Source organism: Oceanidesulfovibrio marinus, assembly GCF_013085545.1.
GTDB lineage: Bacteria > Desulfobacterota > Desulfovibrionia > Desulfovibrionales > Desulfovibrionaceae > Oceanidesulfovibrio > Oceanidesulfovibrio marinus.
In genome coordinates, this window is sequence record NZ_CP039543.1 from 2,384,810 (window position 1) to 2,411,145 (window position 26,336).

24 protein-coding genes and 1 pseudogene are annotated in these 26,336 nt (G+C 62.6%); 17 read left to right on the forward strand and 8 right to left on the reverse strand.

The annotated features are described in order from the left end of the window. The first annotated feature begins 208 nt into the window (after positions 1–208). Positions 209–1,819, forward strand: a complete 1,611-nt coding sequence (locus tag E8L03_RS10605) for a choice-of-anchor I family protein (protein WP_171267327.1) — start codon at positions 209–211, stop codon at positions 1,817–1,819. A gap of 151 nt (positions 1,820–1,970) precedes the next feature. Beyond that, positions 1,971–2,327: a cupin domain-containing protein gene (locus tag E8L03_RS10610; RefSeq protein ID WP_144306027.1), complete on the forward strand. Its 357-nt coding sequence runs from the start codon at positions 1,971–1,973 to the stop codon at positions 2,325–2,327. A gap of 15 nt (positions 2,328–2,342) precedes the next feature. Here the strand turns inward: E8L03_RS10610 and E8L03_RS10615 are convergent, their stop codons facing one another. After that, the gene (locus E8L03_RS10615) at positions 2,343–4,271 is read right to left on the reverse strand and encodes a PAS domain-containing protein (RefSeq protein WP_244963511.1); all 1,929 of its coding nucleotides are present in this window, start codon (positions 4,269–4,271) and stop codon (positions 2,343–2,345) included. A gap of 180 nt (positions 4,272–4,451) precedes the next feature. Continuing rightward, a pseudogene (locus E8L03_RS21195) lies at positions 4,452–4,574 on the reverse strand (helix-turn-helix domain-containing protein); the annotation flags it as partial. A gap of 248 nt (positions 4,575–4,822) precedes the next feature. Here E8L03_RS21195 and E8L03_RS10620 point away from each other — a divergent pair. From E8L03_RS10620 to E8L03_RS10640, 5 genes are all read left to right on the forward strand, one after another. Continuing rightward, entirely contained in the window at positions 4,823–6,295 is a 1,473-nt protein-coding gene (locus E8L03_RS10620) for a PLP-dependent lyase/thiolase (RefSeq protein WP_171267329.1), read from the forward strand. A gap of 171 nt (positions 6,296–6,466) precedes the next feature. Beyond that, a complete protein-coding gene (locus E8L03_RS10625; RefSeq protein WP_144306030.1) occupies positions 6,467–6,991 on the forward strand; it encodes a type 1 glutamine amidotransferase domain-containing protein in 525 nt (174 codons plus the stop codon). A 279-nt stretch (positions 6,992–7,270) separates the two neighbouring features. Next, on the forward strand, positions 7,271–9,943 hold the full coding sequence (locus E8L03_RS10630; protein ID WP_216367891.1) for a PAS domain-containing protein: 2,673 nt from the start codon (positions 7,271–7,273) through the stop codon (positions 9,941–9,943). Between the two features lie 157 nt (positions 9,944–10,100). Further along, the gene (locus tag E8L03_RS10635; protein WP_144306032.1) at positions 10,101–10,445 is read left to right on the forward strand and encodes a DUF4870 family protein; all 345 of its coding nucleotides are present in this window, start codon (positions 10,101–10,103) and stop codon (positions 10,443–10,445) included. 112 nt (positions 10,446–10,557) lie between these two features. Further along, positions 10,558–10,995, forward strand: coding sequence for a hypothetical protein (locus E8L03_RS10640; RefSeq protein WP_144306033.1), 438 nt, complete (start codon positions 10,558–10,560; stop codon positions 10,993–10,995). A 25-nt stretch (positions 10,996–11,020) separates the two neighbouring features. On the opposite strand, the gene E8L03_RS10645 is transcribed toward E8L03_RS10640, so the two are convergent. Next, a complete protein-coding gene (locus E8L03_RS10645) occupies positions 11,021–11,371 on the reverse strand; it encodes a carboxymuconolactone decarboxylase family protein (protein WP_171267331.1) in 351 nt (116 codons plus the stop codon). A 267-nt stretch (positions 11,372–11,638) separates the two neighbouring features. On the opposite strand from E8L03_RS10645, the gene E8L03_RS10650 reads away from it, so the two are divergent. Further along, the gene (locus tag E8L03_RS10650) at positions 11,639–12,745 is read left to right on the forward strand and encodes an efflux RND transporter periplasmic adaptor subunit (protein WP_171267332.1); all 1,107 of its coding nucleotides are present in this window, start codon (positions 11,639–11,641) and stop codon (positions 12,743–12,745) included. A 56-nt stretch (positions 12,746–12,801) separates the two neighbouring features. Here E8L03_RS10650 and E8L03_RS10655 read toward each other — a convergent pair whose 3' ends face one another. The 4 genes from E8L03_RS10655 to E8L03_RS10670 form a co-directional block, all read right to left on the reverse strand. Further along, positions 12,802–13,164, reverse strand: coding sequence for a diacylglycerol kinase (locus E8L03_RS10655; RefSeq protein WP_171267333.1), 363 nt, complete (start codon positions 13,162–13,164; stop codon positions 12,802–12,804). A 102-nt stretch (positions 13,165–13,266) separates the two neighbouring features. Beyond that, a complete protein-coding gene (locus E8L03_RS10660) occupies positions 13,267–14,013 on the reverse strand; it encodes a sulfotransferase domain-containing protein (RefSeq protein ID WP_171267334.1) in 747 nt (248 codons plus the stop codon). A 90-nt stretch (positions 14,014–14,103) separates the two neighbouring features. After that, positions 14,104–15,708: a sensor domain-containing diguanylate cyclase gene (locus tag E8L03_RS10665; protein WP_171267335.1), complete on the reverse strand. Its 1,605-nt coding sequence runs from the start codon at positions 15,706–15,708 to the stop codon at positions 14,104–14,106. A 65-nt stretch (positions 15,709–15,773) separates the two neighbouring features. After that, entirely contained in the window at positions 15,774–16,178 is a 405-nt protein-coding gene (locus E8L03_RS10670; RefSeq protein WP_216367892.1) for a VOC family protein, read from the reverse strand. Positions 16,179–16,297: 119 nt separating this feature from the next. On the opposite strand from E8L03_RS10670, the gene E8L03_RS10675 reads away from it, so the two are divergent. The 6 genes from E8L03_RS10675 to E8L03_RS10700 all read left to right on the forward strand — a co-directional run bounded on the left by E8L03_RS10675 (position 16,298) and on the right by E8L03_RS10700 (position 22,298). After that, positions 16,298–17,347, forward strand: coding sequence for a radical SAM protein (locus tag E8L03_RS10675; protein ID WP_171267336.1), 1,050 nt, complete (start codon positions 16,298–16,300; stop codon positions 17,345–17,347). A gap of 199 nt (positions 17,348–17,546) precedes the next feature. Further along, positions 17,547–18,995 (forward strand): PAS domain-containing sensor histidine kinase, encoded by a 1,449-nt coding sequence (locus E8L03_RS10680; protein WP_167512529.1) that lies wholly within the window; start codon positions 17,547–17,549, stop codon positions 18,993–18,995. Between the two features lie 73 nt (positions 18,996–19,068). Next, positions 19,069–19,347, forward strand: a complete 279-nt coding sequence (locus E8L03_RS10685) for a GIY-YIG nuclease family protein (protein ID WP_171267337.1) — start codon at positions 19,069–19,071, stop codon at positions 19,345–19,347. Between the two features lie 247 nt (positions 19,348–19,594). Next, a complete protein-coding gene (locus tag E8L03_RS10690) occupies positions 19,595–20,662 on the forward strand; it encodes a sensor histidine kinase (protein ID WP_171267338.1) in 1,068 nt (355 codons plus the stop codon). Between the two features lie 191 nt (positions 20,663–20,853). Further along, positions 20,854–21,804, forward strand: a complete 951-nt coding sequence (locus tag E8L03_RS10695) for a DMT family transporter (RefSeq protein ID WP_144306043.1) — start codon at positions 20,854–20,856, stop codon at positions 21,802–21,804. A gap of 200 nt (positions 21,805–22,004) precedes the next feature. After that, entirely contained in the window at positions 22,005–22,298 is a 294-nt protein-coding gene (locus E8L03_RS10700; protein ID WP_144306044.1) for a hypothetical protein, read from the forward strand. 193 nt (positions 22,299–22,491) lie between these two features. Here E8L03_RS10700 and hcp read toward each other — a convergent pair whose 3' ends face one another. Beyond that, positions 22,492–24,147 carry a hydroxylamine reductase gene (gene hcp / locus E8L03_RS10705; RefSeq protein ID WP_171267339.1) on the reverse strand — a complete coding sequence of 552 codons (1,656 nt, stop codon included), beginning with the start codon at positions 24,145–24,147 and terminating at the stop codon, positions 22,492–22,494. A 457-nt stretch (positions 24,148–24,604) separates the two neighbouring features. Between hcp and E8L03_RS10710 the strand changes: the two genes are divergently transcribed. The 3 genes from E8L03_RS10710 (at position 24,605) to E8L03_RS10720 (ending at position 26,289) form a co-directional block, all read left to right on the forward strand. Next, positions 24,605–24,868, forward strand: coding sequence for an RNA recognition motif domain-containing protein (locus E8L03_RS10710; RefSeq protein WP_144306071.1), 264 nt, complete (start codon positions 24,605–24,607; stop codon positions 24,866–24,868). 115 nt (positions 24,869–24,983) lie between these two features. Next, complete coding sequence (infA, locus tag E8L03_RS10715) at positions 24,984–25,202, forward strand: translation initiation factor IF-1 (RefSeq protein WP_144302795.1); 219 nt, start codon at positions 24,984–24,986, stop codon at positions 25,200–25,202. A gap of 442 nt (positions 25,203–25,644) precedes the next feature. Continuing rightward, the gene (locus tag E8L03_RS10720) at positions 25,645–26,289 is read left to right on the forward strand and encodes a SagB/ThcOx family dehydrogenase (protein ID WP_171267340.1); all 645 of its coding nucleotides are present in this window, start codon (positions 25,645–25,647) and stop codon (positions 26,287–26,289) included. Positions 26,290–26,336: the final 47 nt, after the last annotated feature.

The following is a 26,336-nucleotide window of genomic DNA, read 5'->3' on the forward strand; positions in this document are numbered from 1 at the left end:
TTGAGCGTCATGACGCTCTGCCGGACCGGTGAGTCGTCGATCCACGTTTTGTCCTTTATCCATAAGAATTGATCTTCCTCGCCCCATTCAACAAATCGTCACCCAACCTTCACGCGCCGGAGAAGCATTCTCCGGCAGGCGTGCCATCCTGAAGCATTGTCGGCCGCACGCACCCAATGCACCCATTCCTGTTCGGGAGGACACGCCCATGCTTCGACATTCCCTTGGCCAGGCCATGGCCTTTGCCTTCATGCTGTTGAGCTTCGCCGCACCCGCCGCCGCTGCGGACTATGACGCGCCCGAGCCCTCCAACGCGCTCAGACTGGAGCTTTTGGGCCGGCACACCGCGCCCGAGATCGAAGGTGCTGCCGAGATCGCCAGCTACGATCCCGCAACCAAGCGGCTCTTCGTGGTCAACTCCAACCAGGTGACCGTGGACGTCCTGGACATTGCCGATCCCAAGAATCCGAACAAGATCGCGGCACTCAACCTCAAGAAGTTCGGTGGCGTGGCCAACAGCGTGGCCGTGCACGGCGGCGTCGTGGCCGTGGCTGTGGAGGCCTTTGACAAGCAGGACCCTGGTGCAGTCCATATCTTCAAGACCGACGGGGAGTTCGACGCCCCCCTGGCCAGCGTTCCGGTGGGCTCCCTGCCCGACATGGTGACCTTCACCCCGGACGGCAAGTACATCGTTGTCGCCTGCGAGGGCGAGCCGGACGACCAGTACGCCACCGACCCCGAAGGCTCCGTCTGGGTCATCGACATGCAGCAGGGCCCGACCAAGGCTACGGGACGCATGGCCGGCTTCCAGGGCTTCAACCTCTCAAAGGATGAGCTGCAAAAGGCCGGCGTGCGGATCTTCGGCCCCCACTCCACCGTGGCCCAGGACCTGGAGCCCGAGTACATCGCCGTCACGCCGGACTCGGCCCGCGCCTACGTGGCCCTGCAGGAGAACAACGCCGTGGCTATCGTGAACATCGCCAAGGCCGAGGTCGAGGAGATCCTGCCCCTGGGCTTCAAGGACTTCTCCAAGCCCGGCAACTCCCTGGACCCCTCCAACAAGGACGGCGGCATCCACTTCGGCACGTACGACAATCTCTACGGCATGTACCAGCCGGACTCCATCGCCCTGGCGACTATCGGCGATACGCTCTACCTGGTGACGGCCAACGAGGGGGACTCCCGCGACTATGACGGCTGGAGCGAGGAAGAGCGCGTCGCCAAGGTGCAGCTCGATCCCGAAGCCTTCCCCAACGCGGCTGAGCTTCAGAAGAACGAGGCCCTTGGCCGGCTCAAGATCACCAAGACCCTCGGCGACACGGACGGCGACGGCGACTTTGACGAGCTCTACTCCTTTGGCGCGCGCTCCTTTGCCATCTGGAAGGTCAAGGACCACAAGATCACCCTGGTTTACGACTCCGGCGACCAGATCGAGCGCATCACCGCGGCCATGCTGCCGGACTACTTCAACTCCACGGACGACGAGAACAACACCTTTGACGACCGCTCCGACGACAAGGGTCCGGAGCCCGAGGCCCTGGCCGTGGGCGAGGTAGGCGGCCGGAGCTACGCCTTTATCGGACTGGAGCGCATCGGCGGCGTAATGGTCTACGACATCACCAATCCCGAAAGCCCGGTGTTCGTGACCTACCGCAACGACCGCGACTTCTCCGGCGTTGTCCCGGAAGGCACGGCCGGCGACCTCGCGCCGGAGTGCATCGACTTCATCCCGGCGGACCAGAGCCCCAACGGGAAAGACATCATTGCTGTGGCCAACGAGGTCAGCGGCACCACCACGTTGTACGAGATCGTTCAGTAGCGCACCTGCCGGACGACGGAAAACGCCCCGGGCCGAAGACCTCCGCGGTCCGGGGCGTTTGTGTATCGAATTACCGGACGGCTGTTCTTGCCCTTGCTGCGCCGGCGGGATATCCCTCCTACGAAACCAGAAACACTGGAGGATATCCGCCATGAAAAAGGTGAACCTTGCCGAGGCGTTCGGCCGGATAGAAGAGACGTGGGCTCCGCGAATCGCGGCCCAGATCAACGATATGCATGTGAAGCTTGCCAAGCTGGAAGGCGAGTTCGTGCGCCACACCCACCAGGAGGAGGACGAGCTCTTCTACGTCCTCTCCGGCACGTTGAGCATGGAGTTCGACGACGGCTCCGTGCAGGTCGGGCCCGGGGAGTTCATCGTGGTGCCCCGTGGCGTGGCGCACAAGCCGATTGCGGCCGAGCTTGTGGAAGTGCTGCTCCTGGAGCCGGCGACCACGGTGAACACCGGAGATGCTGGCGGTGAACGCACCAGAGAGGCGGAGTGGCTGTAGGCTCGCGCGGCGCGCTCACTCCTCGCGGCGGACCGGAATGAGGCAGGTGAAGCTGGAGCCCTTGCCGGGCTCGCTCTGCACGGTAATGTCGCCGCCCATGGCGAGAAGCAGACGCTTGATGATCGCCAGGCCGAGGCCGTAGCCCTGCTCGCACGACTGCTTGCAGCCGGCCTGCTCGAACTCCCGGAAAATACACTCGAGCTTGTCCTGCGGTATGCCCTGGCCCGTGTCCCTGACCACGAGGCACAGCACCTTGGCGGAGTCATCCACGCCATCGAGGTCCAGGGCCGAGGCTGCAGGCGCGTCGCCGTTCAGGGTGTCGGCCGAGACGGTTATGCCCCCGCGATCCGTGAATTTCATGGCGTTGCCCACGAGGTTGGAGAGCACCTGGCGGATGCGCGCGCCGTCCCCGCAAAGGGTCTCGGGCAGGGCTTCGCCGAAGTCGGATTCCAGCTGCACGCCTTTCCTGTCGGCCACAAACCGGTACTGCATAAGAACGCGCTCGACGACATCCCTGGCCGAGAAAGGCTCCTCGCTGAGCTCCATCCGCCCGGCTTCCACGCGTGAGAGGTCCAGCACGCCGCTTACAAGATCCTTGAGAATCGCACCGGAGGCGAGGGCGCCCTCCACGTACTCAAGCTGATCGCTGGAGCACTTCTCCATGGCCAGGAGCTGGCACACGCCCAGGATGCTGCTGAGCGGCGTGCGAATCTCGTGGCTGAGATGCGCAAGGTACCGGCTCTTCTCCTCGTTGGCGCGTTCGGCGCACGTCTTGGCCTGCTCCAGTTCTTTAATGATCCTGCGCGTGGCGGTGACGTCGCGCATGACGATCACGCCGCCGTCCGGCGCCCCTGCATCGTCATGAAGCGCCAGGTGGTGGACCTCCAGGGTCCGCGTATCCCGGCCGGAGACGCGATGCTCCAGCACGGCGACCTCGCCGCCCCATTCCTCCAGGGGCCGGGGAACACCGGCCACCACACCGGCCTGCTCCAGCAGCTCCTCGTGCCGTTTTCCCACCAGGGGCCGCTGGCTGGTGAAGAGCTCCTCCATGCCTTCGTTCGCGCGCACAATGCAGCGCTCCTTGTCCACTATGCACACGGCGTCGCCCACGGCGGTCAGCACCTTTTCCAGCAGGCCCTCGGCCCTTTCCCTGGCCGACTCGGCGCAATGCAGGTCGGTAACGTCCTCGGTGATGCCGATGACGCGGAGCTGGCCGTCTCCGCCGTCACCGTTGGGCAGAATAAAGCCGCGTGACCGCAGCCGCCGGATTGAGCCGTCCGGACGCACGATCCTGTACACGCCGCGGGCCTCCTCCCCCCGGAGGCGCCGTTGATGCAGCGCTCGCACACGCTCCCGATCTTCCTGATGGACAAGACGATAGTAGTTCTCCAGGTCTTCAAGAATGGTGGACTCGGGCGCGCCAACGATGTCCTCGAAGACAGGGCTCACGTATGTGAACCCTTTGCCCGGCTCCATCACGTGGAAGATGTCGCGGATGTTTTCCACAAAGTTGCGGAATAACAGCTCATGGTCTTCCATCTCCACCTGGAGAGAACCCTTCTTGTCCATGGCCGAAGCCAGAAGCGAGATAACGTCTTGCAGGCTTCTCGTGCGTCCAGCGTTCTCCTCTTCCTCGACCTTCTGCAGATGGCGGAAGGCCTCGATGAGCATGCAGTTGTCGGTGACGTCCACATTAAAGACAATGATCACGCCGCGCCGCTTGTGGACCTCGCCGTAGTTGATGAAGATCCGGTACTCGCCGCTACGCACCCGTATCCGGTATCGAGCCGGCGGAATGCTGCGTCCAGCACGCAGACTCTTCCACCTGCTGCGAACCAATGTGACATCGTCCGGATGGACGAGCTCGATCAGGAACTCAATCGTGGGTGTTACATCCTTGGGCGAGTACCCGAGCAGCCGGTAGAGTGAATCGCTCCACTCCATTTCACCAGTTTCGAGATTATACTCCCAGGAGCCCATGCCGGACAGAAAGCTGGACCACGAGGTGCCGGAACTCTCCAGGCAAACGACGTCTTCTTTTTTCGGAGACAGAAAGAGATTGAACGGCTCGGTGCCCAGTGAGTCTGCAATACGATAAATTAGTTCAAACGAGGGGACCGATACCCCTCTTTCAATATTACCAAGATGTTCGGGGGTGACCCCGAGCCTCTCGGCCATTTGCGCTTGCGTCAGCCTGGCCAAGGTTCGCAAGTATCGCACTCGTTTTCCAAATCCATCAATATCCATACTTCGTTTCAATCCCCCCGTAAGAAATCGCTCTTATATTACCATATCGGGCATTTCATGAGTAGGAACTGCCACTTCATGTTTTTCCGATTTCTTGTGATTTTCGTTGCATTGCGCATAGTACCAATCGAGCTCATCCCTGAATTTTTGTGCGCATCTCCTGCCTGGATGCGCTGGACGACCGGCCTGTTTATTTTTAGGTAGATTCCCTTTGGTTTCAACCTTTGACTACGGGAGTTTCTTTCAGCATGGATATGGCACTGCACTGCCCGGCCTGCGCCGTCGACTATCGCATCATGGATCGGCATTTCGCCTGCCCAAAGGCTCAACCCGACGCCGAGCATCTGCTGCGCCAGGTGCACCGCGCCCGGCCGGAGATCGAGCTCTGGCGCGACGCCTGGGACGACGGGGAGCGCGGTTCCTTCCGCGTGTTCCGCAATGCCCTGTCCAGCCACCTGCTGGCCGGCGAGCAGGGCTATCTGGCCCAGCTTGAAGGAATAAACGACAACCTCATGCGTTTCCACGGCCTTACCTTTGAAGCCACCGCCCTTTTCTCTGCCCGGCCCCTGGCTGCGGCCATCGGCCACGACGGCCTGCTGCTGGCCAAGGACGAGACCGCCAACGTGGGCGGCTCCAACACGGCGCGGCACCTCATGGGAACGCTTCTGTACATAGAGGCCCACCGCCGGCTGACCGACTCCCCGGCCAAGACCCCGCTGGCCATACATAGCTGCGGCGACGCCGCCCTGGGCGCGGCCATCGTGGCGCGGGCCGGCGAGTACCCGCTGCACTGCTTTGTTCCCAGGGACGTGGACCCGGAGCTGGAGAACCTGCTGCGCTCCCATGGCGCGTACATCGAAAAGGTCATCCCCCGGACCGGAGAGCTTGGCGACCCGTGCTACCGCGCCTTCCGCGAAGCCGTGTCCGAACGCGGCTTCCTCCCGTTTGCCACATCCGGACCGGACAACTGGTCCGGCATCGAAGGCGGCCGCACCCTGGGCTACGAGCTCGCGCTCCAGCTCTCCGAGGCGGGCATCGAGCTCGACCACCTCGTTCTCCAGGTGGGCGGCGGGGCCATGGCCCGGGCCGTGGTCGAGGCGCTGGAGTCGTGCCGGGAGTGGGGAATGCTGGAGCGGGTGCCGCGAATCCATGCCGTGCAGCCGACCGGGAGCTTCCCCTTTGTGCGCTGCCACGCCCTGCTGCTGGCCCACGTGGCCGATGTCGCCGGCCTGCCCTTCGAGCTGGAGTACGACATCGACTCCGATCCGGAGGACGAGACCGCCATCCTGCGCGAGTTCCTGGAGGAGGAAGCCGAGCAGGTGGCCGAGGTCGCGGCCTACGCCGCGGATTCCTTTGCCACGGAAGAGGTGCAGCAAGTGCTGGCGCGGGCCGTGGCCAACCCCACGGAGTTCATGTGGCCGTGGGACCTGGGCGGATCGGAAAGCGCTGCCCACGGCCTGCTCCATCCCGTGGCGCACGACTGGTTCTACCTTGCCGCGGGCATGCTGCGCACCGGCGGCGTTCCTGCCGTTGCGACGGAAGAGAGTCTGGCAAACGCCAAGGATCTGGTGGCCGGCAACACGAACATCGCCGCCACGGCCAGCGGCACGGCCGGGCTGGCCGGGCTCACGACGCTGAAGGAGCAGGGCCACATAGCCGGAAGCGACGCCGTAGGCATCGTGCTCACCAGCGTGGACAGGGCCAGCCTGGAGTGGCGCTGACCTCGCGGTTGCGTCAGCTGCCCTGGGATTGCGACCGGACCTGCCGCCGATCGAGTTGGACATTCCCTGCCATTTACCCTCCACTTCGCCGCCGATCTGGTGCATGATGGGTGCTGTTTTCATCCGTTTGAAACGGTGACCCGACAACCAGAATTATCCCAGGAGGCATACATGAGCGAGCTTTCAGGCAAACAGGTCGTGCTGCTCGTGGCCGACCACCACAACGATTACGAGTTCCTCTACCCCTACATCCGCATGAAAGAGGCCGGCGCCACGGTCAAGATCGCCGGTGCGGACAAGGACGCCGTATACGCCGGCAAGTACGGCATTCCGGCCAAGGCGGACATGAGCTTCGACGAGCTGGACGCGGCTAAGTTCGACGGCGTCATTATCCCCGGCGGCTACGCCCCGGATATCGTGCGCCGCCACGGCGCGGCCAATGACTTCGTGAAGAAGATGTTCGACGCGGGCAAGGTCGTGGCCTTCATCTGCCACGCGGGATGGGTGCCTGTTTCGGCCGGCATCCTGGACGGCAGGCGCTGCACCTCGTTCTTCGCCATCCGCGACGACCTGGTCAATGCCGGGGCGCAGTGGGTGGACGAGGAGGTTGTCGTGGACGGCAACCTGATCTCCAGCCGGACGCCGGACGATCTTCCCGCATTCTGCAAGGCGATCATAGCGGCCATGAACAAGTAATTCGGGACCACCAGCCGCCCCCGAGGCGGCAAAGTACTCCTTGTCTTCAATCAGCGCACAAGCCGGCCGGAGCTCGCTCCAGCCGGCTTTTTCTTTTATTTCGTGCCAATACCTCCGACAGCGCAGATGCTTTCAATCGTATGTACTCCCAACTCTGTTGAATATTGACAAATACACTTGAAGTATCTGTTCGTGTTCAAATTTCGAAACATTCCTTACTAAATAATTGTGCCGGGGGGCTATATGATCAAAAAAGCATTTGGGAAAAGACTGCGTTCGTTGCGCAATCTCGCTGGGTTAACCCAGGAATACTTATCAACAGAACTTGGTATCACACCAGAACATCTAAGCAATATCGAACGCGGCAGGGCCACGCCGTCGTTCAAGCTGATCGAGAATATAGCCAAGACCCTTGGCACCGAGCCTGCCAACCTGTTCCTGTTCCCCCCGTCCGGGCAGGACGACATCTCCCAGGAAAATTCCACAGCCGGCCCGCAGCGCGAGCAACAGCCGGACGAAGAAGGCTGCGTCTCCCTCTCCGACTACTCCCTGTACATCACCGACGTGGGCCGCTGGGAGTATGACGTTGTCTCCGACACCTACCAATGGAGCGACGCCATCTACCGCATGTTCGGCGTTTCCAAGGCGGCCTTCACTCCCACGTGGGAAGGGCTCATGGGTCTTACCCCGAAGAAGGACTTCCAGGCTATCAAGATGTGCTGGAAGACGCTGCTCGGCGGCCAGCCCGTGGGGCCATTCACCTTTCGAACCCTGAATCAACACAGCGGCGTCCGCCACCTCATCGCCAAGGCTGAGCCCTTTTTCGACGAGCAGGGCAACCTGTCCTCGATCCGCGGCGTAACCATCGACTACACCGAGCAGAAAAACCTGGAGGAGGCGCTGCGGCGTCTCCAGCAGACCCTCGAAGGCCAGGTGCAGCGCCGCACCAGCGAGCTGCACTCCATGATCACCACCCTGGGCGAGGAGATCGCGGTCCGCAAACAGGCCGAAGAGCAGGCCAGACAGTTCAGCCAGCGCCTCTCCCTGGCCATGGAGATAGCCGCCCTTGGCATCTGGGATTACGACCGGGACACGGAGATACTGCGAATCGATGAGTCACTTGTCCGCAGCCTGGGGTACGGTCCGAGCGAGGCCGAGGCCCCGCTACGCATCTGGGAGGAACGCATCCACCCCAAGGACCGGCCGCTGCACGACGCAGCCCGGTACGCTTTTGTGAACGAGGAGGTGGACAACTACCAGGCCACTTTCCGCCTCAGAACAGCGCAGGGTGACTGGGTGTGGTTCCACTCCATAGGCCGGACCAGCGTGTGCGATTCGCAGCAGAAACCGCTGCGCATCACCGGCACGTTCCAGAACATCACCGAGATGAAGCACGCCGAGCTTGCGCGGATCACCAGCGAGGAGCGGCTGCGCCATCTTGTGGAACAGGTCCGCGAGATCTTCTGGGTCATGGAGGCGGACCGGAAAAAATCATTCCTTTCCCCGCACTTCGAGCGCATTCTCAAGATTGACCCGGTCGAGGTGATCGAGGACCCCGAGGCCTTTCTCAGACGCGTTCATCCAGAGGACCGCGCCCGCATCAAGAACGCCCTCCAACGCCAATGGGCCGGTGTGGAGAACCTCGACGAGACCTACCGCATCATTATGCCGGATGACACCATCCGCGTGATCCATGCCCGGACCTTTCCCGTGCTGGACGAGGAAGGCTCCATCCTCCGCCTGATTGGCGTGGGTGATGACATCACGGAGATGGTGGAGATGAACCGCGAGCTGGAACGCGCCAAGGAGGAGGCCGAGGAAGCAAGCCGGGCCAAGTCCGGTTTCCTCGCCAACATGAGCCACGAGATCCGCACCCCCCTCAACGGCATCCTGGCCTTTCTCCAGCTCCTGGCCCACACCGATCTCGACCAGGAGCAGAACGAGCTGGTGCGCCTTGCCCGCTCTTCCGGCTCATCCCTGCTCGAAATCGTCAACGACATCCTGGATATCTCGCGCATCGAGGCCGGCGGCATGCAGCTCCAGGAAACCGAGTTCTCGTTCCAGGAGCTGACCGACGCCCTGACCTCGGTCTTCCGGCCCTTGGCCGAGCAGAAGGGCCTCAAGCTGAACTCGCGCATAGACGGCGATATCGCCGCCCTGCTTCTCGGCGATCCCGCCCGCATCAAGCAGATACTCTTCAACCTCGTGGGCAACGCCGTGAAGTTCACCCACGAGGGGTCGGTGACCATCAGCGCCTCCCTGGACGGAAACGCCGACGGCGACCGCCACCTCATCCGCCTCGAAGTGGCCGACACGGGCCCCGGCATCCCGGAGAACATGCTCCAGAGCATCTTCGAGACCTTCATCCAGGCCGGAGGACCCGGCGAGATGCCCAGCAGCGGCACCGGTCTCGGCCTGGCAATAGTCAAGCGCCTGGCAGAGCTCATGGGCGGGTCGGTGTCTGTTCGCAGCGTTCTGGGCGACGGCTCGTGCTTCCAGGTGCTCCTGCCGTTGCAGGCGGCGTCCGTACAGCCGCAAGGCCAGACGCCGAACGCTTCAGACATGCCCGGCTCCAGCCGGCCGCTGCGCGCCCTTGTTGCGGAGGACGACCAGGTGAACCGCAAGGCGCTCACCCGCATGCTCCAGATACTGGGCCACGAGGTGATCTGCACTTCCAACGGCCACGAAGCCATCGAGCAGATCGAGTTGCAGGAACCGGACGTGCTCCTGCTGGACATCCGCATGCCGGAGATGAGCGGCTATGAGGTGACCCAGCGCATCCGCGAGGGCGTGTACGAAAAAATCCCCAAGGATATTCCCATCATCGCCGTCACGGCCTTTGCCCTGCGGGAGGACGAGGAGCGCATCCAGGCAGCCGGGGTGGACGGCTTCCTGGCCAAGCCGTTTACCATGGAAGAGCTACGGGACATCCTGGACAGCGTCCTGCAGTAGGCCGCGCTCCTGCTGCGCCAAAGCCGGTCCGGCCGCGCCCGCGCTACGGACGTCCACCGCGTACGTCTCTGGAAATAATATCCTGCCGGTTGTTCCTGCCGGCAGTTGGTTGTATCCTGTAAGGAACCATCCTCACCATTGGCCTGGAGATATACCCATGGACACACCGCCCCCGCCGCCTCCTGTCGAGCTCGAATCCTCGCTGCGCAACCTGACCATCCTTATCTACGTCCTCTACGCCCTCAGCTTCTTCGCCGGCATCACGCTGCTCATCGGCGTCGTGGTGGCGTACGTGAAGCGGCCGGACACGGTGCGCACCATCTACTATAGCCACCTCTCCTACCTCATCCGAACCTTCTGGTGGACGCTCGCCCTTTCCATCATCGGCGCACTCACGCTGTTCATCGGCATCGGCGCCATCATTCTGCTGGGGGTCTACGTCTATCTCGTGGTCCGGCTGGTCATCGGCTTCGTCAAGCTGTGGGACCGCCGGACGGTCTGATAGCCGGGGAATCTTCCACGCTCAGGCGGCCGGGTATTCCAGTCGCCCTATAGTTCACGTTGGAATCGCCGATATGATTTATATCGGCAACCAACCGAGCTCAGGAGACCCCATGCGCATAGACAACGATATCCAACCGGCGATGATCGTCCGGCAGAACACCGATGCGTTGGAAAAGGAAGCTGCAGCCAGCGGCAAAACCGGCGACATCGTCAGCATCTCGGGCAAGGCCAAAGAGCTGGCCAAGGCCCGCCAGAAAAACATGGACGGCGCGTTGCAGAACGTCGGCCAGGATGAAGAAGGCGATAAGTCTTCCTCCGAGTTGCGCATGGAGCAGATCGAGAAGCGCATCAAGGAGCTGCAGCAGAAGATCAGGGAGCTGCAGCAGAGCGACCTGCCCGAGAAGCAGAAGCAGCAACAACTTGCGGCCCTTCAGCAAGAGCTGACCACACTGCAGCAGGAGCTGGGCGAGCTCAAGAATGGAGGAGGCGGCGCCTCCGGCATGATCAGCGGCACCCCGGCTCAGGGATTCGCCAACAGCCTCACTTGATCCGGTTTGACTCCCGTCTTCCGGCTCAGGCAGAGGGCAGAACGCCACGCTCCTCCAGGTAGGCCACCACGCGGGTGGTCTCGGCCGCGGCCATGGTTCCGCCCAGGCTGATGGCCACGGCGCAGGCCTCCAGAATCTCATCCGCGCTTGCGCCCAGGGCCAGAGCCTCCCCTGTCTGAAAAAGAATGCACCCGCGGCAGCCGGCTACGATAGCCGCCGTCATGGCCATCAGTCGCTTGGTCTTGCCGTCCAGCGCGCCACCCTTGTAAGCCTCGCTCGTCATGGTGTGATAGGCCTCGTCCAGGCCGGGCATCGCGTCCAGGTACCGTGCGAACAGCTCGTGTATCCGCTCGTGCAACGCTATCTGATTTTCCATGATATCTTCTCCTGTGCTCTGGGTTTCGGCGGATTGCTTCCGCCCATTCCGAAACGCCAGCATGCAGGAACCGGCCAGCCAAGGCCAACGCGAATGATGAATCGCTGCAATCAGCGCGGGGCATGACGCCTGTCGCGGCCTGCGCGCTCGAAATCGTCAACCGTCAGAAATCCCCTGAGGCTTTTCCCGTGTCCACGCGAAATATTTTTACGCCGTAGGGTTCCGCGGTACTGTGCACCGCGGCCTCACGTATGCTATGAAGCCCTCATGATGAACCACTCCGTTTCCCCTGCTCCCCGTTGGTATGCGCCGCTTGCCGCGGTGGCGCTGCTCTGCGTACTCTGCACCCTGGCCGCCTGCGGCGGAGAAAAACCTGCGGACACCAGCCAGTCCCAACCGCCCACCGTGCAGACGCAGCGTGTCGCCGGGTATGACTTCAGCAGGGTCGTCTCGGGCATCGACAGCCTGGAGTCGCCGGCCGCCGTGCCGATACGCTCCGGCGTGGAAAGCACCATAGAGACCGTGCACGTGCAGGAAGGCGCGGCGGTGCGCAAGGGCGAGATCCTCTTCTCCCTGGACGCCCGCGCCGTGGAGGGCCAGCTGCGCACGGCCAGGGCCGACCTGGAAAGCGCCCGCGCCGACCTGGCCAAGGCGGAAGCTGAAAACCGGGACAACGCGCGGCAAGACGCCGCGGCCGAGGTGGCGCGCCAGGAATCCCGCATGCGGAATCTGGAAAAAGGTCTTGAAAACAACACAATAATCGCGCCCCAGGACGGCGTTGTCACCGAGTGCAACGTAGAGCGCGGCGACCATGTGGAGGCCGGCCAGACCCTGGCGACACTGCTCCAGGTCAACCCGCTGGAGCTCTCGCTGTACATTCCCAGGGAGTACCTGAACCGAGTCAAGCCCGGCCAGCATGCGGTGGTGCGCCTGGAGACCGGCCTCATCGATGAGCACGAGGGCGTGGTCATCCGCGTGGACCCCGCCGTGGACCCTGCGACGAACAAGTTCCAGGTGACGCTGCAGGTGGATAACTCGGACAAGCTGCTCGGGCCGGGCGCCTTTGCGAGCGCCAATATCTATCTGGACGAGCACCTGAGCAGCCCGGCCGTGCCCGAGAAGGCCCTGGTCTCCGGTCCTTCCGGCTACTCGGTGTTCGTGGTGCAGGACGGCGTGGCCGTTCTCAAGCCGGTCAAGACAGGACGCCGCCGACCCGGCCTGGTGGAGATCGTGAACGGCGTTGCCGTGGGCGACAAGGTCATCGTGGCCGGCCAGGCCCGGCTCAAAAGCGGAAGCCCGGTCCACGCAGAAGGCGGCGCGGAAAACGAGATGGAAGGCGACGCGCAACGACACGCCGCGCTTGGCGGATCATGACCTGAGGGGCCGTCCACACCTGCTGGTCCGGACTGTGCCGCTGGGGCTGCGTGCCGTCAGATGCCCAGCAGGGCGGCGAGCTTGGGCAGAAAGATGATCACGCCGATGGCCACGGAGAAGCAGGCGGCGAGCATCACCGCGCCGGCCATGCAGTCTTTGACGATGCCAATGCGCGGATCGCGCTCCGGGCTGACCACATCGGCCAGGTTCTCCACAGCCGTGTTCGCCAGCTCCAGGCACAGCACCAGCGCCGCAATGGCCAGAATCACCGCGAGCTCCACGCGGGAAACGCCCAGTACCAGCGCCGCCAACAGGATAACGGCAAGGATGGCCGTGTGCGTGCGCATGTTGCGCTCGCTGCGGTAGGTATGCACGATGCCGGACAGTGCGTAGCCGGCGCTTTTCAGGAATCGGCGCATATCCTTGCTTTTTTGCCTGAACCACGGTCGGTGTCAATCTTGCGACCCGGAGGCTGCCGGCCCGGCCTCAATGCCTGATCGCATCCCTTTCAGCGCGTCGCTTCATGGGACGACAGCGCCGTTGACCCGTTGGACCCAGCCGCCGTCACTCTCATAGCCCGTTGCGCGCAGCACGTCGCCGAAGTTGTCTTCGAAAATCCGCGCCAGCCGCGGCGTAAACGCTGCTTGCCACTGCCTGGCCGCACCATTGCGCGTATGCCGCCGGGAGCCCAGCTTCTTGTGTTTCAGGGAGTGCGCCTCGGCGATTGCGCCGCCGCGGGCGGCCTCTTCCTCGCCGAACCCGTAGTGCCGCAGGATGGCGGCGAAGGACTCCTCCTCGTTCCCCACCAGGCTCTCGTACCGCAGCGTCAGTATCTCCGGCCTGTCTGGCCAGTCGAGCATGGTGCGGAAGTGGGTCCTCCGCCAGAGCATCTCCAGCACCACGCCCTGCTCGAAGTCCAGGCCGGTCAAATAGCGCTGGAAGGATACACCCTTGGGGAAGAGTCGTGGATCGGCCTCGATCTCCTGCCGGAACAGGGACTCGCTTGTAATCGGCGCCCAGCTGAAGTGCGGCGTGGTGCACCACGTCTCCCTGGTCCAGCAATGGTAGTGGTAGGCGGAGATGACGAGATCGCGCGGATCGCGCAGAAAACGCGAGGCCCGAAACGGCGGGTAGCCGTCAAAGGTGGGCAGGATGTTGTTGAAGCTGAGGATGCGCCGGCCGCCGGAACGGGCCAGCTCCTCGAACACGCCAAGATCGCCCTGGCAATGGGTGAACGTCCAGCCCGTATCGGCGCAGAAGGCGCGCATCACTATGCCCACATACGCCGTAAGGCATTTGTGGGATGAGAAATGAAAGCACACAGGCGCGTGCGAGGATCCATCTTTGCGGAGCATGGCTCAGCTGCCGTCCTGGGGCGCGGGTTCGAACAGGCAGACCCTGTTTCGCCCGCCTTCCTTGGCGGCGTAGAGCGCCGAGTCCGCCTTGCCCAGCACATCGTCCAGATGCGAGAGCCCGTAGCTCGGCGTTCGCGTGTACTCGGACACCCCCACGCTCACGGTCAGCGTCAGGGCCATGCCGTCCACTTCGAGCGGGGTCGACTCCACCCGCTTGCGGATGCGCTCCGCCAACACCATGGCGTTCCTGGCGTCCGTGTTGGATGCGATAATCACGAACTCCTCGCCGCCGTACCGCGCAGGGAGATCGGATATACGGCAGCACGCCCCGATGGTCTCGGCGATCAGGATGAGCGCGTCGTCGCCCACGGCGTGGCCGTACGTGTCGTTGACCCGCTTGAAGTGATCGATGTCGACGAGCAGCGCCGAGCACGAAGCGTCGGCGCGGAGACAGGCGTCTATGAGCCGAATGCCCTCTTCTTCCAGCCGCCTGCGGTTGGCCAGCCCGGTCAGCGGATCGGTCACAGCCATCTGGCGAAGCGTCTCGGCGTTTTCCTCCAGCTGATCCACCATGGTGCAGAACGCTCTCTGCAGTTCGAGAACCTCCTTGGGTGATCCCTCGGCAACGGGAGGACAGGCGCGGGTCTCGCCGCTCTTGCCCACCTCGTGGGCGTAGCCAGCCAGGTCGCGCAATGGCTTGATCATGGACCTGGCAAGCAGCCAGCCCACAGGCGCCACGATGAGCAACGCTCCGAAACACGCCAGGCCGAACAGTCTGGATTGTCCGGCTGCGGCGGCAAGCACCGAGTCCAGAGGCCGTTCGACCACAATGCGCCACTTGCCGTCCTTGGCCAGGGTGGTCGCGCCCACTACGGAGAGCCCGTCATTGATGCTCTTATATGGAACGCCCCTGCTCGCGGCACTATAGATCCTTTCGAGCATTTCGCCGTCAAGGACATCGAGGTCATCGGCGCTTCTCGTTCCGTTCAGATGCGAGAGCAGCACGTTGTTCTTGCCGATGAGGTAGCTTTCGCCGCCTTTCTCGGGCCGCAGCCCGGCCAGCAGGGAGTTCACTGCATCCATGCGCAGAATGCTGCACACCGCTCCCCCGAAGTTGCCCTGCATGTCCTTGAGTGGTGAGGAGATAATAACGATGGGCATGTTGGTATCGCGGCTGATGAGCACATCTGAAATAAAGCCCTTGCCTTGCCTGGCCGCCAAAAAATACTCGCGGTCCGCGACATCGACACCCAGCTCGCCGCTGGTGGCGACCTCGACCCGGCCTTCGGGATTCACGTAGAGAATGATGTCCAGCTCCGGATGCGTGGCCATAAACGACATGAACAGATTGTGCATGCCGTCGCGGCTGCGTTGGCGAACCATCCCGTCCAACGCCAGGAACTGCATGTTGTTGGCCTGGCCGGTAAGCCAGTCGTCGATGAGGCGCTTCTGGAAGGCGGCCGTATGCACGAGCTCCTGATGTGCATCAGAAATAATGTGGTCTCTGCTGTAGAACGCAAAGCCGATGGTGCCGAGTGCAATGGGCAACAGCCCCAGAAGGAGCATGAAGGCGCGAAGCCGTGCAGAGAATGTGGAGAATGTAAACATTGCAATAAATCAGGCCGCCCACTTCGGGCGTCGACTATTACGCTCTGTATATCCCACTTTCCAGGTCAGTCAATTCCCTGGTAATCCGCGATCTCAACGAGATTGCCATCCAGGTCGCGGAAGTAGACGGACTGCATGGAACCGAGCGCGCCGCTCCGTTGCACAGGTCCCATCCCCAAGGCGACGCCGGCTTCCTCCAGCCGCCGGATCACAGCATCCAGAGAGCAGGACGCCCGCAGGCAGAAGTCCGCGCCGCCAGGCGTGGGCCGGGCAGCGTGGGGAACGATCTCGGCGCCGGCGCGGTGGAGATTGATCTTCTGCGAGCCGCAGGCCATGGCCAGGCGGCCGCCCTGCCTGAGCATGGGCAGCCCCAATGCGCGATCATAGAACGCGGCCGTCGCCTCCGGATCGCTCACCGTGAGCACGATGTGGTCGAATCCCCTGATCATGCCGAACCCCTCCTTGCCCATGGGCGCAGTCTCCGATTTTTTATCGTCCGGTCCTGTTCGCTTCCGCCGATCCGGTGTGCTATGGTCCGCTGGCGACGCAAAGTCTCATGCACATTCCGCGCCGCCGCCAGAGGTCATCCATGCGCATCGCACCACGTCTCAACCTGCCGGGGCGTCCCGGCGCGAAATTGCGGCTCGACGTAGTCCAGGTAGCCGTCACCAGCCGCTGCAACGCCTCCTGTGTGTACTGTCCGCACACAATGTACCGCAAGCAGTGGATCAACCAGGACCTCGATCCTGCTCTGTTCGAGGCCATGCTGCCTGCGCTGTCCGGGGTGAAGCGCATTCACCTGCAGGGTTGGGGTGAACCGTTTCTGCACCCCAATCTCGTGGACTTCATCAGCCAGGCCAAGAGGGCCGGGCTGCATGTCTCCACCACGACCAACGGCGCACGGCTCGATCCCAAGCTGCTCGAAGCCGCGGTGGCGGCCGGCCTGGACGATCTGGGCCTCTCCCTGGCCGGCGTCACGGCCGAAGAAAACGACGCCATCCGCGTGAGTGCGCCGTTCGAGGGCGTCAGCGAGACCATCGCCCGCGTGCACAGCCTGGCTTCAAAACGCCCCGTGCCCACGCTGCACATCGCCTACATGGCGCTCGCCTCGCACAGGCAGAGTGTCCATCGCCTGCCCGCGCTCATGGCTAGGCTGGGGGTTTCCGAAGGCGTGGTCAGCGCGCTGGGGTTCGCACCCGACAGGCACCTGGAGGAGGAAGGCATGCTGGCGCGAAACGACGAGGAGAAACGGACGCTGCGCTCCTTCCGCCGCTCCATGTTCCAGCTTTCCCTGGCCGCGGCCTTCCAGGGCATCAACCTGTACTACCAGCTCCCCCGGCCCAAACGCAGGAAAAGCTGCCCGGAAAACGTGGACTCGTCCCTGGTGGTGGGAGCGGACGGGCAGGTCGCGCCATGCGTCATGGGCCGGCTGCCTGTGAAGGGCAACTGCTACCACTGGTACGCCGGGGAGGAACGGCTCTACGCCCCGATGGTCTTTGCCACGCTGGACGCCGACCCGGCCGGACAGCTTGCCGAGGCCGCCTCCGGCCAGGCCAGACGCGAGTTCCTGCGGACCTTCCGGAACCGCCCGCCGCAGTCGTGCCTCCAGTGCGTCAAACGGCACATGGCGCCGGAGTAGCGCCCCCCTCACGTTTACTCTTCAAAAGAAGACACCACGCCCCTCCTTTAATTTATTAATTTATTTGATATTTTTTACGTGGCATCATCTTCCACTTTTTGCGCAAAGTATGCTATCCGAAAATTGCATCTGAAATCCCGTATCTTTTATTCGGGCGTACATGCGCATGACGCCGCAACGCGCAAGGGGGGAAAGCGGCGTGGCAGATCACGAAGCGAACGAAGGCGCCTTTCATCGAGACCTCTTCCGGGCCGTTTTCGAAAAAGCGCCTATCGGAGTCTTTACTTCCCGACCTGACGGCAAAAACCTCGACGTCAATCCGGCCCTTGCCGAAATGCTGGGCTATGATTCACCGCAGGAGGTGCTCGCCAACCTGGCGGGTCTGGCGACCCGCCTGCTACACGACTCCGGCGAACGGCCCGAGGACGTCAAGATAATCCGGCAGGCCCCGGACCTTATCGTCTTCTCCTACAAGTACACTCGGCCGGACGGCAGCAGCTTCATCGCCTTTCTCCACGTCTGCACCATCACGGAGCCGTTCTCGGGAACGCCGTACATCCTCGGTCTTGTGGAAGACGTTACGGATATGCGGAACCTGCAGGACAAGCTTGCGGAAAGCGAACAACGCCACCGCTCGCTTTTTGAAAAAGCACCCGTGGGCATCTACCAGTCCACGCCCGATGGCACGTATCTGTCCGTCAACCCGGAGTTCGCGCGGCTCCACGGGTTCTCCTCGCCACAGGAGCTGATCGACGAGGTCGAGGACAGCTCGGTGCAGCTCTACGCCAGCCCCCAACGCCGGCGGGAGCTTCTGGCCACCCTTGAACGCCATGACGAGGCCGTCAACTTCGAGGCCCTGGCCCGGCGCAAGGACGGCTCCACGTTCTGGTCCATGCGCAACGTGCGTCTCATCCGCGACGCGCAAGGACGGCCCGAACGCATCAAGGGCTTCGTCACGGACATCAACGAGCGCAAGCAGCTCGAATCGGTGCGCGAGGATGTGGAGAGCATCATCCGCCACGACCTCAAGAGCCCTGTTGTGGCAATGCTCGCTGGCCTCAAGATGCTTTCCTGGCGGCCGCTCATGGACGAGGACATGGACCTGGTGAACGAGCTGATGGGCACGGCCGAGCGGATGCTGCACATGCTGGAGCTCTCCAACGTCATGCATCGGATCGAGCAGGAGTGCTACACCCTCGAACCCGAGCCTGTGGACGTCACCGCTCTGCTCCACGAGGTCTCGGAGTCCATGCTCGCCAGCTTTCCGGACAGGAGCATCTCCCTGGAAAAGCCCCCGGCCGACCAGACGCCCTGCCTCATCATGGTGGAGCCGCTGCTTGCCCGCACCATCGTGGAAAACCTGATGAAAAACGCCCTGGAGGCAACGCCGGACCTTGGAGAGGTCACGATCACGGTTTCGGTTTCGGAAGACGATGTGTGCATCGTCGCCTTCCACAACCCGCTGCCCGTGCCCAAGGTCATGCGCGGCCGATTCTTCGACAAGTACGCCACGGCCGGCAAGTCCTCGGGCACCGGCCTGGGCACATACTCGGCCAAGCTCTGCACCGAGGCCATGGGCGGCTGCATCAGGATGACAACCTCGGAGGAAGACGGTACCACGGTCACGGTGCAACTCCCGCTGGCGTAATGCACTCCGGCCTGGCCAGTCCCGGCAAGCCCGACCGCGCCACCTGAACACAACCCCGTGCCCCGCTTCCCCGATGCCCCAGACCCCTGACGCTCCCTGGCTCGTCTACATCCTCGAGTGCGCCGACGGCACCTACTACTGCGGCGTGACCACCGACCTGGACCGCCGCCTGGCCGAGCACAACGGCGAGGCTCCTGGCGGCGCGCGCTACACCCGCAGCCGCCGGCCGGTGCGTGTGGCCGCATCAGCGCCCTGCCCGGACCGTAGCGCTGCCTGCTCCCTGGAAGCGCGGATCAAAAGGCTGCCGCGCGCCGAAAAGGTCGCGTTTCTCACTTCGTTTAGCAGTTGCTGACTGTTCCCTCAGCCGCCATGCCGCGCCAGGCCGCGCATTCCACGCACGCTTTTCTTTCCACACAGCCTGTCCGCGTGCTTGTAAAAATTCTGCTGTTTCACTATTTACCAAGCGCATACGGCTGCTTCAACTGCGCGTAAGAGCCAGAGGCACAACCTGATCCAGCGCAGGTACGCATTGGCGAAAACAACAGATCGATCCCGATGCGCTGTGCCGGTCTGTTTTCTTATTGGAGATCCTGAGCCATATGAGCACGCAACTCCTCGACACCCAGATCGTGGTCAACGGCCTGTTCCATTCCGTCAAGGACGGATTGCTCATATACACCGAGCATTCGACGGACCAGGTCTTCGTCAACAACTCCTTCTGCACCATGTTCGGCTACACGTGCCAACTCTTTCATGATGGCAATCACGTGGGCGTACTGCCGCCCGATCTGCTGCAGCAGGTGCGCGAAGACATCCCCTCTTTGTTCGCGCTGCCCAACCTAGCCGAGCAGAAATCGCTGGTGATAAGCCTGACCCGCAAAAACGCCCAGAACATCAAGGTCGCCATCGAGCACGGCGTGTTCCAGGGCGAAAAAGACCTGCTGCACATTTTCATCCTGCGCGACATCACTTGGCTCGCCCTCCTGGAAAAGCGCAAGAACGAAGCCGAACGCATTCTGCGGCACGACATCAAGAACTATGCATCGAACTTCGAACAGCTCGCTGCGCACATCATCGCAAAATCCGACAACGCAAACGTCACGCAGGCGGCCGAGCTCATCAAGGAAGCAGGCAGCAAGCTGAATGAGCTCCTGGATACGGACCTGGACAACTTCATGCTCGAAACCGGCAAATTCCAACTGTCCCGGTCGGATTGTAACCTCAACAAAATGCTCAGCGGCATTGCCGCCCAGTATTCATTTTCCAGTCGAAGCCGCGGCATCCAATTGAGCTATCAGCACGAGGAACTCAATAACGGGTACGACATTTATTATGAAGGCGACTGCCTCCTCCTGGAACGTTTGTTCCAGAACCTCATCAAAAACGCCGTAGAGGCTTCTCCTGACGGAAAGAAGGTCGAAGTCGCCGTCGAGGAACAAGCGGGCTTCGTCCTCTTCAGCGTGCACAACATGGGCGTTATTCCGGAAGAATTCCGTTCCAGATTCATGCACGATCACGCAACATCCAAACAGAACGGGCATGGCCTTGGCGCCTACACCGCGCGGCTTATTGCCGAAGCCCACGGCGGCCGGATCGACTTCGAGAGTTCCGAAGAATCCGGCACCACCCTTCGCGTGACCCTGCCCCGGCCTCATACCGAGAGCTGAGGCGACCCCCTTCGCCGACGCAGAAACGGCCCCGTATTCCGGGCGTTTTTCGTGCGTCGGCGCCGCGACCAGACCGGTGCCCCCCTCTCTCTTTGTGCGCCATCCTCTTGCGCCGCCGTCCCTGCCGGAGTACATCTCTCTGCCTTGTCGCGTTTGCGGCCCCTGACCATCTCCCGACCCCCGGAGCGCCCATGCCCGCCCAGCAACGTCCGACCACCGACGCTTCCCTCTCCGCCCGGGAGCCCGCACCGGCTCTCATCTATATCAAGCTTATCGCCTCGGTCACGCTATGGGGCGGCACCTGGATCGCCGGCCGTCATCTGGCCCAGCACGTGCCGCCGTTCGTTGCCGCGTTCATCCGTTTCGCCATCGCCTCCATCTTCCTGCTCTGGCTCACCAAACGGGTGGAGGGCCGGCTGCCCGGCCTCAACCGCAGCAACTTCGTGTCGCTGGCGTTCCTGGGGTTCACCGGCGTCTTTATCTACAACGCCTTCTTCTTCACCGGCCTGCAGACGCTCTCGGCCGGCCGCGCCGCGCTCATCGTGGCCGCCATCCCGGCCGTGCTCTCCGTGTACTCGGGCATCGTGCTCAAGGAACCGTTCCCGCCGCTCAAAATTTTCGGCGTCCTTCTCTCGTTCCTGGGCGTGGCCCTCATCGTCAGCGACGGCAACCCCATCGCCCTGCTCAGCCAGGGGCTCTCCAAAGGCGACCTCGCCATACTCGGCTGCGTGATCAGCTGGTCGGCCTACACCCTGGCCGGACGCCGCGCCATGACGCGCTTCTCCCCCCACGCCTCAGTCACCTGGTCCTGCGTGCTCGGCTCCCTCTTCCTGCTCATCCCGGCCCTTTCCAGCGGCCTGCCTCACGTGGTTGCCGAGTCCAACTGGCTGGACTGGTTCTGCTTCGTCTTCCTCGGCGTGCTGGCCACAGGCCTGGCCTTCTCCTGGTACTACGAAGGCATCAAAAGCGTGGGCCCCTCCCGCGCCGGCGTGTTCATCAACCTCGTGCCCGTCACCGCCGTGCTCCTGGGCTACCTGCTGCTCGACGAACCCCTCTCCCACTCCCTCATCGCCGGCGGCGCCATGGTCATGGCCGGCGTCTGGCTCACCAACCGGCCGGTAAAGAAGCAAGCGACTGCCTGAACTTTCTGAGGGGCTCCGCCCCTCAAACTCCCCGCCAGGGAACAATGTTCCCTGGACCCTATAAATGGGGTCCGGGGGCCAGTGGTCCCCGGCAGGGGGCGGGGGACAGCGTCCCCCGAGCATAATTCACGCCGTGCTCGGCACGTGGCCGCGGTTGTGGTATGCTTGGCGCACCATCGCAAACACGACAAGGAGCTCCCATGGATCAGCAGACCATGCAGCAGACGTTCGAAAACTTCTTCGAGAAGTACAAGAAAACCGAGGGCGACCGGACCTCCTGGTCGGCGCATTGGACCGAGTACATGGACACCGGCGCCGAGGTCATGATCAACCTCACCAAATGCCCGGCCGGCACCATCTTCAAAGTCTTCAAGAACGGTAAAAAACTCGGCGAGATCAACGGCTGGGACGCCTTCTTCTCCGAGATCGGCCCCCTGCTCGGCGACGACTGGGATGCGGATAAATTTTTCGAATCCATGCAATCGATGACGTGATTGAGGGGCACCACCCCTCAAACTCCCCGCAAGGGGCCATTGGCCCCTTGACCCCTTTCTGGGTCCAGGGAGCCATGCTCCCTGGCAGGGGACGTGGGGGACAGCGTCCCCCATACCTGGCCGCCAAAGTAAAGGCCCCCGCTCCGATATCGGAACGGGGGCCTTTGGTATGCGTATGGACTGCGATGCCGTGCTAGGCGGCGGAGCCGAGGATGGCCTTGAGGTCTTCGTCCGGCGTGGTGATGGGTTTGATGTCGTAGTTTTCCACGAGGAAGTTCAGCACGTTGGGGGTGATGAACGCCGGCAGGGTCGGTCCGAGGCGGATATCCTTGATGCCCAGGTAGAGCAGCGTGAGCAGGATGGCCACGGCTTTCTGCTCGTACCAGGACAGGACCATGGACAGGGGCAGCTCGTTGACCGGGGTATCGAAGGCCTTGGACAGGGCCAGGGCGATCTGGATGGCGGAGTAGGCGTCGTTGCACTGGCCGACATCGAGCAGGCGCGGAATGCCGCCGATATCGCCGAGCTGCTTGTCGAAGAAGCGAAACTTGCCGCAGGCCAGGGTGAGAACCACGGTGTCCTTGGGCGTTTTTTCGACGAACTCGGTGTAGTAGTTGCGGCCGGGCTTGGCGCCGTCGCAGCCGCCCACGAGGAAGAAGTGGCGGATGGCGCCGGACTTGACGGCTTCGACGACCTTGTCAGCCACGCCCATGACGGCGTTGTGGCCGAAACCCACCAGGACCGTGCCCTTGTCCTCGTCATCGGTCCAGCCGTCCATTTCCAGGGCCTTGTTGATGACCGGGGAGAAGTCCTTCCAGCCCTTGGCGTCGTGGTCGATGTGCGGGACGTCGGGCCAGCCCACGAGGCCGGTGGTGTAGATGCTGTCGCGATAGACGTCCTGCGGCCGCTGCAAGCAGTTGGTGGTCATGAGGATGGGGCCGGGGAAGTTCTTGAACTCCTTCTGCTGGTTCTGCCAGGCCGTGCCGAAGTGGCCGTAGAAGTGGGGGTACTTCTTGAGCTCGGGGTAACCGTGGCAGGGGATCATCTCGCCATGGGTGTAGATGTCGATGCCCTTGCCCTCGGTCTGCTGCAGGAGCATGTCGAGGTCCTTGAGGTCGTGGCCGGAGACGAGGATGCACTTGCCCTTGCGATGACCCAGGGGCACCTCGGTGGGCGTGGGGTTGCCGTAGGTTGAGGTGTTGGCCTCGTCCAGCAGCTCCATGGTGCGCAGGTTGATCTTGCCGCACTCCAGGACCAGGCCGACCCAGTCTTCCAGGGAGCGCTCCACACCGTCGTACCCGGCGCTGAGGGCTTTTTCGAAGAAGGCGTAGATTTCGGGATCGCGCTTGCCCAGGATCTGTGCGTGGTCGGCGTAGGCGGCGATGCCCTTGAGGCCGAACAGCAGCGTATGCATCAGGGAGGCGATATCCGGGTTGTCCGTGGGATAGTTGAGCAGCCCCTTGTCCTCGGCCTGGGCCAGGAGCCCGGCTTCGTCCGAGGCCGGAACCCAGGTGGCCGGGCCTTCGGGCAGGTCGAGGGTGTTGCCGGTGTTCTCGATCTGGGCGCGGAGCTCGTCGCGGTAGCGGACGATCTGGTTGATCATGGCGACGAAGTACTTGTCGTCGAAGTTGACGTTGGTCAGCGTGGAGAAGAGGCTCTCCGCCATATAGGCGTCCACGTTCTCGCTGGTGTTGCCGGTCTCGCGACCGCGCTTGGCCACGAGCGCGAGCCCGCGCATGGCGTAGGCAGTGAGGTCCTGGAGGTCGGCCACTTCGGGCTGCTTCCCGCAGACGCCGATCTTGGTGCAGCCTTCGCCTTTTGCCGCCTGTTCGCACTGATAACAAAACATGTGATGAGCTCCTTGGCTTGAAGTTGCGGAGTGAAAGTCCCAATCGTTGAGTCTGTTCTATCCACCCGCCCCCAGAACTACCTTGACGTAGGTCAAGAATTGTATCGCATCCAACAATTCTGTGACCAGTGGGATATCGGTGAGAAGAGTGACGCTTTTCTGGTGACCCTCCACGCGCTCCTGCAGCACGAGGCGCGTGGCGCTGACCCTGTCAGCCGCCGGAGTCCGGGGGCTGGCACCTGGACAAGACTGTATTTATGGTTTATTTGAAAAATTGGATGAATTGTTACGATATGATCGGCATGTCTTGTATCGTTTACGCATCATCCCGCTCACCGCACGACGGAAAGCGGCGTTAGGGCTTCGGTTGGGTTTTGACGGTGCTCACGGTATTTCGGGTGGCTCCGCCCCGACTCGCGTTCTTTCATTTTTCAGCTTTTCAGAAGGAATCACCGGAATGTCCAAGAACATCTATGTGGGCAACCTGCCCTGGAGCACGACCGAAGACGACGTGCGTGATGCGTTTGCGCAGTTTGGCGAAGTGACTCGTGTCAGCCTGATCAACGACCATGAAACCGGCCGGTTCCGCGGGTTCGGCTTCGTGGAAATGGACAGCGGCGGCGACGAGGCCATTACGGCGCTCGACGGCAGCGATTTTGGCGGACGCACCCTCAAGGTCAACGAGGCCCGGCCCAGAGCGCCGCGCCCCAAGCGCTGGTAGCGCTGTTCGCTGTATCTGGTCGAGACGCCGACTCGATTCTTCACATCAAAAAGCCCGCCCCGCTTTTTTATGTGGGGCGGGCTTTTGCATAACCAAGCCTATTTGGAGGTAGCCTATGGCTAAAGAAGAAGGAATATCCCTGAACGGAGTTGTTGAAGAGGCGTTGCCCAACGCCATGTTCCGCTGCACCCTCGAAAACGGTCACGAAGTGCTTGCGCACGTCTCCGGCAAGATGCGTAAGTACCGTATCCGCGTCATGCCCGGCGACAACGTCGTCATCGAGGTGAGCCCCTACGATCTGACCCGGGGACGCATCACCTACCGTCCGCGTTAGCGGGTACCGTGCGCGCGGCGGGAGGAGCCGGCCGACATCACCCTATCCGGCTCCCCTCGCATGCCGCGTATTCCCGCACGTTCCAACCGCCTCTCGCTTCCGCACCCCCACCGTCGGCTTCGCATGCTCTGCTCGCGCCTTCCGGCGCGTCCTGTTTCCGCGCCGCTCCCTTTGTTGCGCGCTCGTCCGGCCTGCCCGCCCCTCGTCCGGTTTTCCCGCGGCGACTCTGATTGCGCATATCTCCAAACTTTGATGATTGCGGCCAACCCGCGCTCATGCAAGAGGCTTTCCTGTCATGCCACTTGATGATACACACGCAACACAAACCATAAGTTCGTGTTGACGAATTTTTGCAGCGTCCCGGTACATAAGTATCCTGCCGGCGGTATTTTTCTTACATGCGCTGCACTGAAATCTTGCCGGCGTTGCACCAGGAGACTGCATGAACAGAAGACGCTTCATCCGCACCACTGCCCTTGCAGGCCCGGCGCTTCTTACCGGGATCGGCACCGCGCAGGCCGCACAGGGCGCCTTGCCCCTACCTGCCGTGCAGGGCACCTTGCAGCATGCGCTGGAAAACCGCCGTTCCACACGCGACTATATTGATGGCGAACTGGACGACGGAACCCTGGCCGGGCTGCTGTGGGCCGGGTACGGGGTCAACCGCACAGACACCGGCAAGCGGACCGCGCCTTCTGTCTACGACAACCAGGAAACCGACATCTACATCGCCAAGGCCGGCGGCCTCTTCCGCTACAATGCCAGCGCCCACACCCTGGAAGCCATACATGACCGTGATATCCGCGTGTACACCGGCAGCCAGCCCTTTGTAGACATGGCGGCCGTCAACCTCGTCTACGTTGCGGACTTCGACCGCATGGCCGGCGTTGAGCCTGCGCGCAGGGAGCTTATCGCCGCTTTCGCCGTAGGCTGCATCTGCCAGAACGTCTCGCTCTTCTGTGCGGCCAGCGGCCTCGGCTGCGTGGTGCGCGACTGGATAGACCGCGAGACCCTGCGCAAGGAAATGGGCCTGTCTGACGGGCAGAACATCATGCTCGCCCAGACTGTTGGCCATGTAGCAGGATAATTCCCATTCTATCCCCGGTTTCGGAACCGGATTGAAAGCCCCCGTAT

Bases quoted from the DNA above. Each gene is read 5' to 3' on its own strand.
- E8L03_RS10645 (WP_171267331.1), bottom strand. From the start codon at position 11,371: ATGGAAAATCAGATAGCGTTGCACGAGCGGATACACGAGCTGTTCGCA.
- E8L03_RS10720 (WP_171267340.1), top strand. From the start codon at position 25,645: ATGAACAGAAGACGCTTCATCCGCACCACTGCCCTTGCAGGCCCGGCG.
- hcp (WP_171267339.1), bottom strand. From the start codon at position 24,147: ATGTTTTGTTATCAGTGCGAACAGGCGGCAAAAGGCGAAGGCTGCACC.
- E8L03_RS10685 (WP_171267337.1), top strand. From the start codon at position 19,069: ATGCCCCAGACCCCTGACGCTCCCTGGCTCGTCTACATCCTCGAGTGC.
- E8L03_RS10660 (WP_171267334.1), bottom strand. From the start codon at position 14,013: ATGCGCGCCTTCTGCGCCGATACGGGCTGGACGTTCACCCATTGCCAG.
- E8L03_RS10615 (WP_244963511.1), bottom strand. From the start codon at position 4,271: ATGGAGTGGAGCGATTCACTCTACCGGCTGCTCGGGTACTCGCCCAAG.
- E8L03_RS10605 (WP_171267327.1), top strand. From the start codon at position 209: ATGCTTCGACATTCCCTTGGCCAGGCCATGGCCTTTGCCTTCATGCTG.
- E8L03_RS10695 (WP_144306043.1), top strand. From the start codon at position 20,854: ATGCCCGCCCAGCAACGTCCGACCACCGACGCTTCCCTCTCCGCCCGG.
- E8L03_RS10710 (WP_144306071.1), top strand. From the start codon at position 24,605: ATGTCCAAGAACATCTATGTGGGCAACCTGCCCTGGAGCACGACCGAA.
- E8L03_RS10610 (WP_144306027.1), top strand. From the start codon at position 1,971: ATGAAAAAGGTGAACCTTGCCGAGGCGTTCGGCCGGATAGAAGAGACG.
- E8L03_RS10655 (WP_171267333.1), bottom strand. From the start codon at position 13,164: ATGCGCCGATTCCTGAAAAGCGCCGGCTACGCACTGTCCGGCATCGTG.
- E8L03_RS10675 (WP_171267336.1), top strand. From the start codon at position 16,298: ATGCGCATCGCACCACGTCTCAACCTGCCGGGGCGTCCCGGCGCGAAA.
- E8L03_RS10670 (WP_216367892.1), bottom strand. From the start codon at position 16,178: ATGGGCAAGGAGGGGTTCGGCATGATCAGGGGATTCGACCACATCGTG.
- infA (WP_144302795.1), top strand. From the start codon at position 24,984: ATGGCTAAAGAAGAAGGAATATCCCTGAACGGAGTTGTTGAAGAGGCG.
- E8L03_RS10665 (WP_171267335.1), bottom strand. From the start codon at position 15,708: ATGTTTACATTCTCCACATTCTCTGCACGGCTTCGCGCCTTCATGCTC.
- E8L03_RS10635 (WP_144306032.1), top strand. From the start codon at position 10,101: ATGGACACACCGCCCCCGCCGCCTCCTGTCGAGCTCGAATCCTCGCTG.
- E8L03_RS10690 (WP_171267338.1), top strand. From the start codon at position 19,595: ATGAGCACGCAACTCCTCGACACCCAGATCGTGGTCAACGGCCTGTTC.
- E8L03_RS10620 (WP_171267329.1), top strand. From the start codon at position 4,823: ATGGATATGGCACTGCACTGCCCGGCCTGCGCCGTCGACTATCGCATC.
- E8L03_RS10640 (WP_144306033.1), top strand. From the start codon at position 10,558: ATGCGCATAGACAACGATATCCAACCGGCGATGATCGTCCGGCAGAAC.
- E8L03_RS10650 (WP_171267332.1), top strand. From the start codon at position 11,639: ATGATGAACCACTCCGTTTCCCCTGCTCCCCGTTGGTATGCGCCGCTT.
- E8L03_RS10700 (WP_144306044.1), top strand. From the start codon at position 22,005: ATGGATCAGCAGACCATGCAGCAGACGTTCGAAAACTTCTTCGAGAAG.
- E8L03_RS10625 (WP_144306030.1), top strand. From the start codon at position 6,467: ATGAGCGAGCTTTCAGGCAAACAGGTCGTGCTGCTCGTGGCCGACCAC.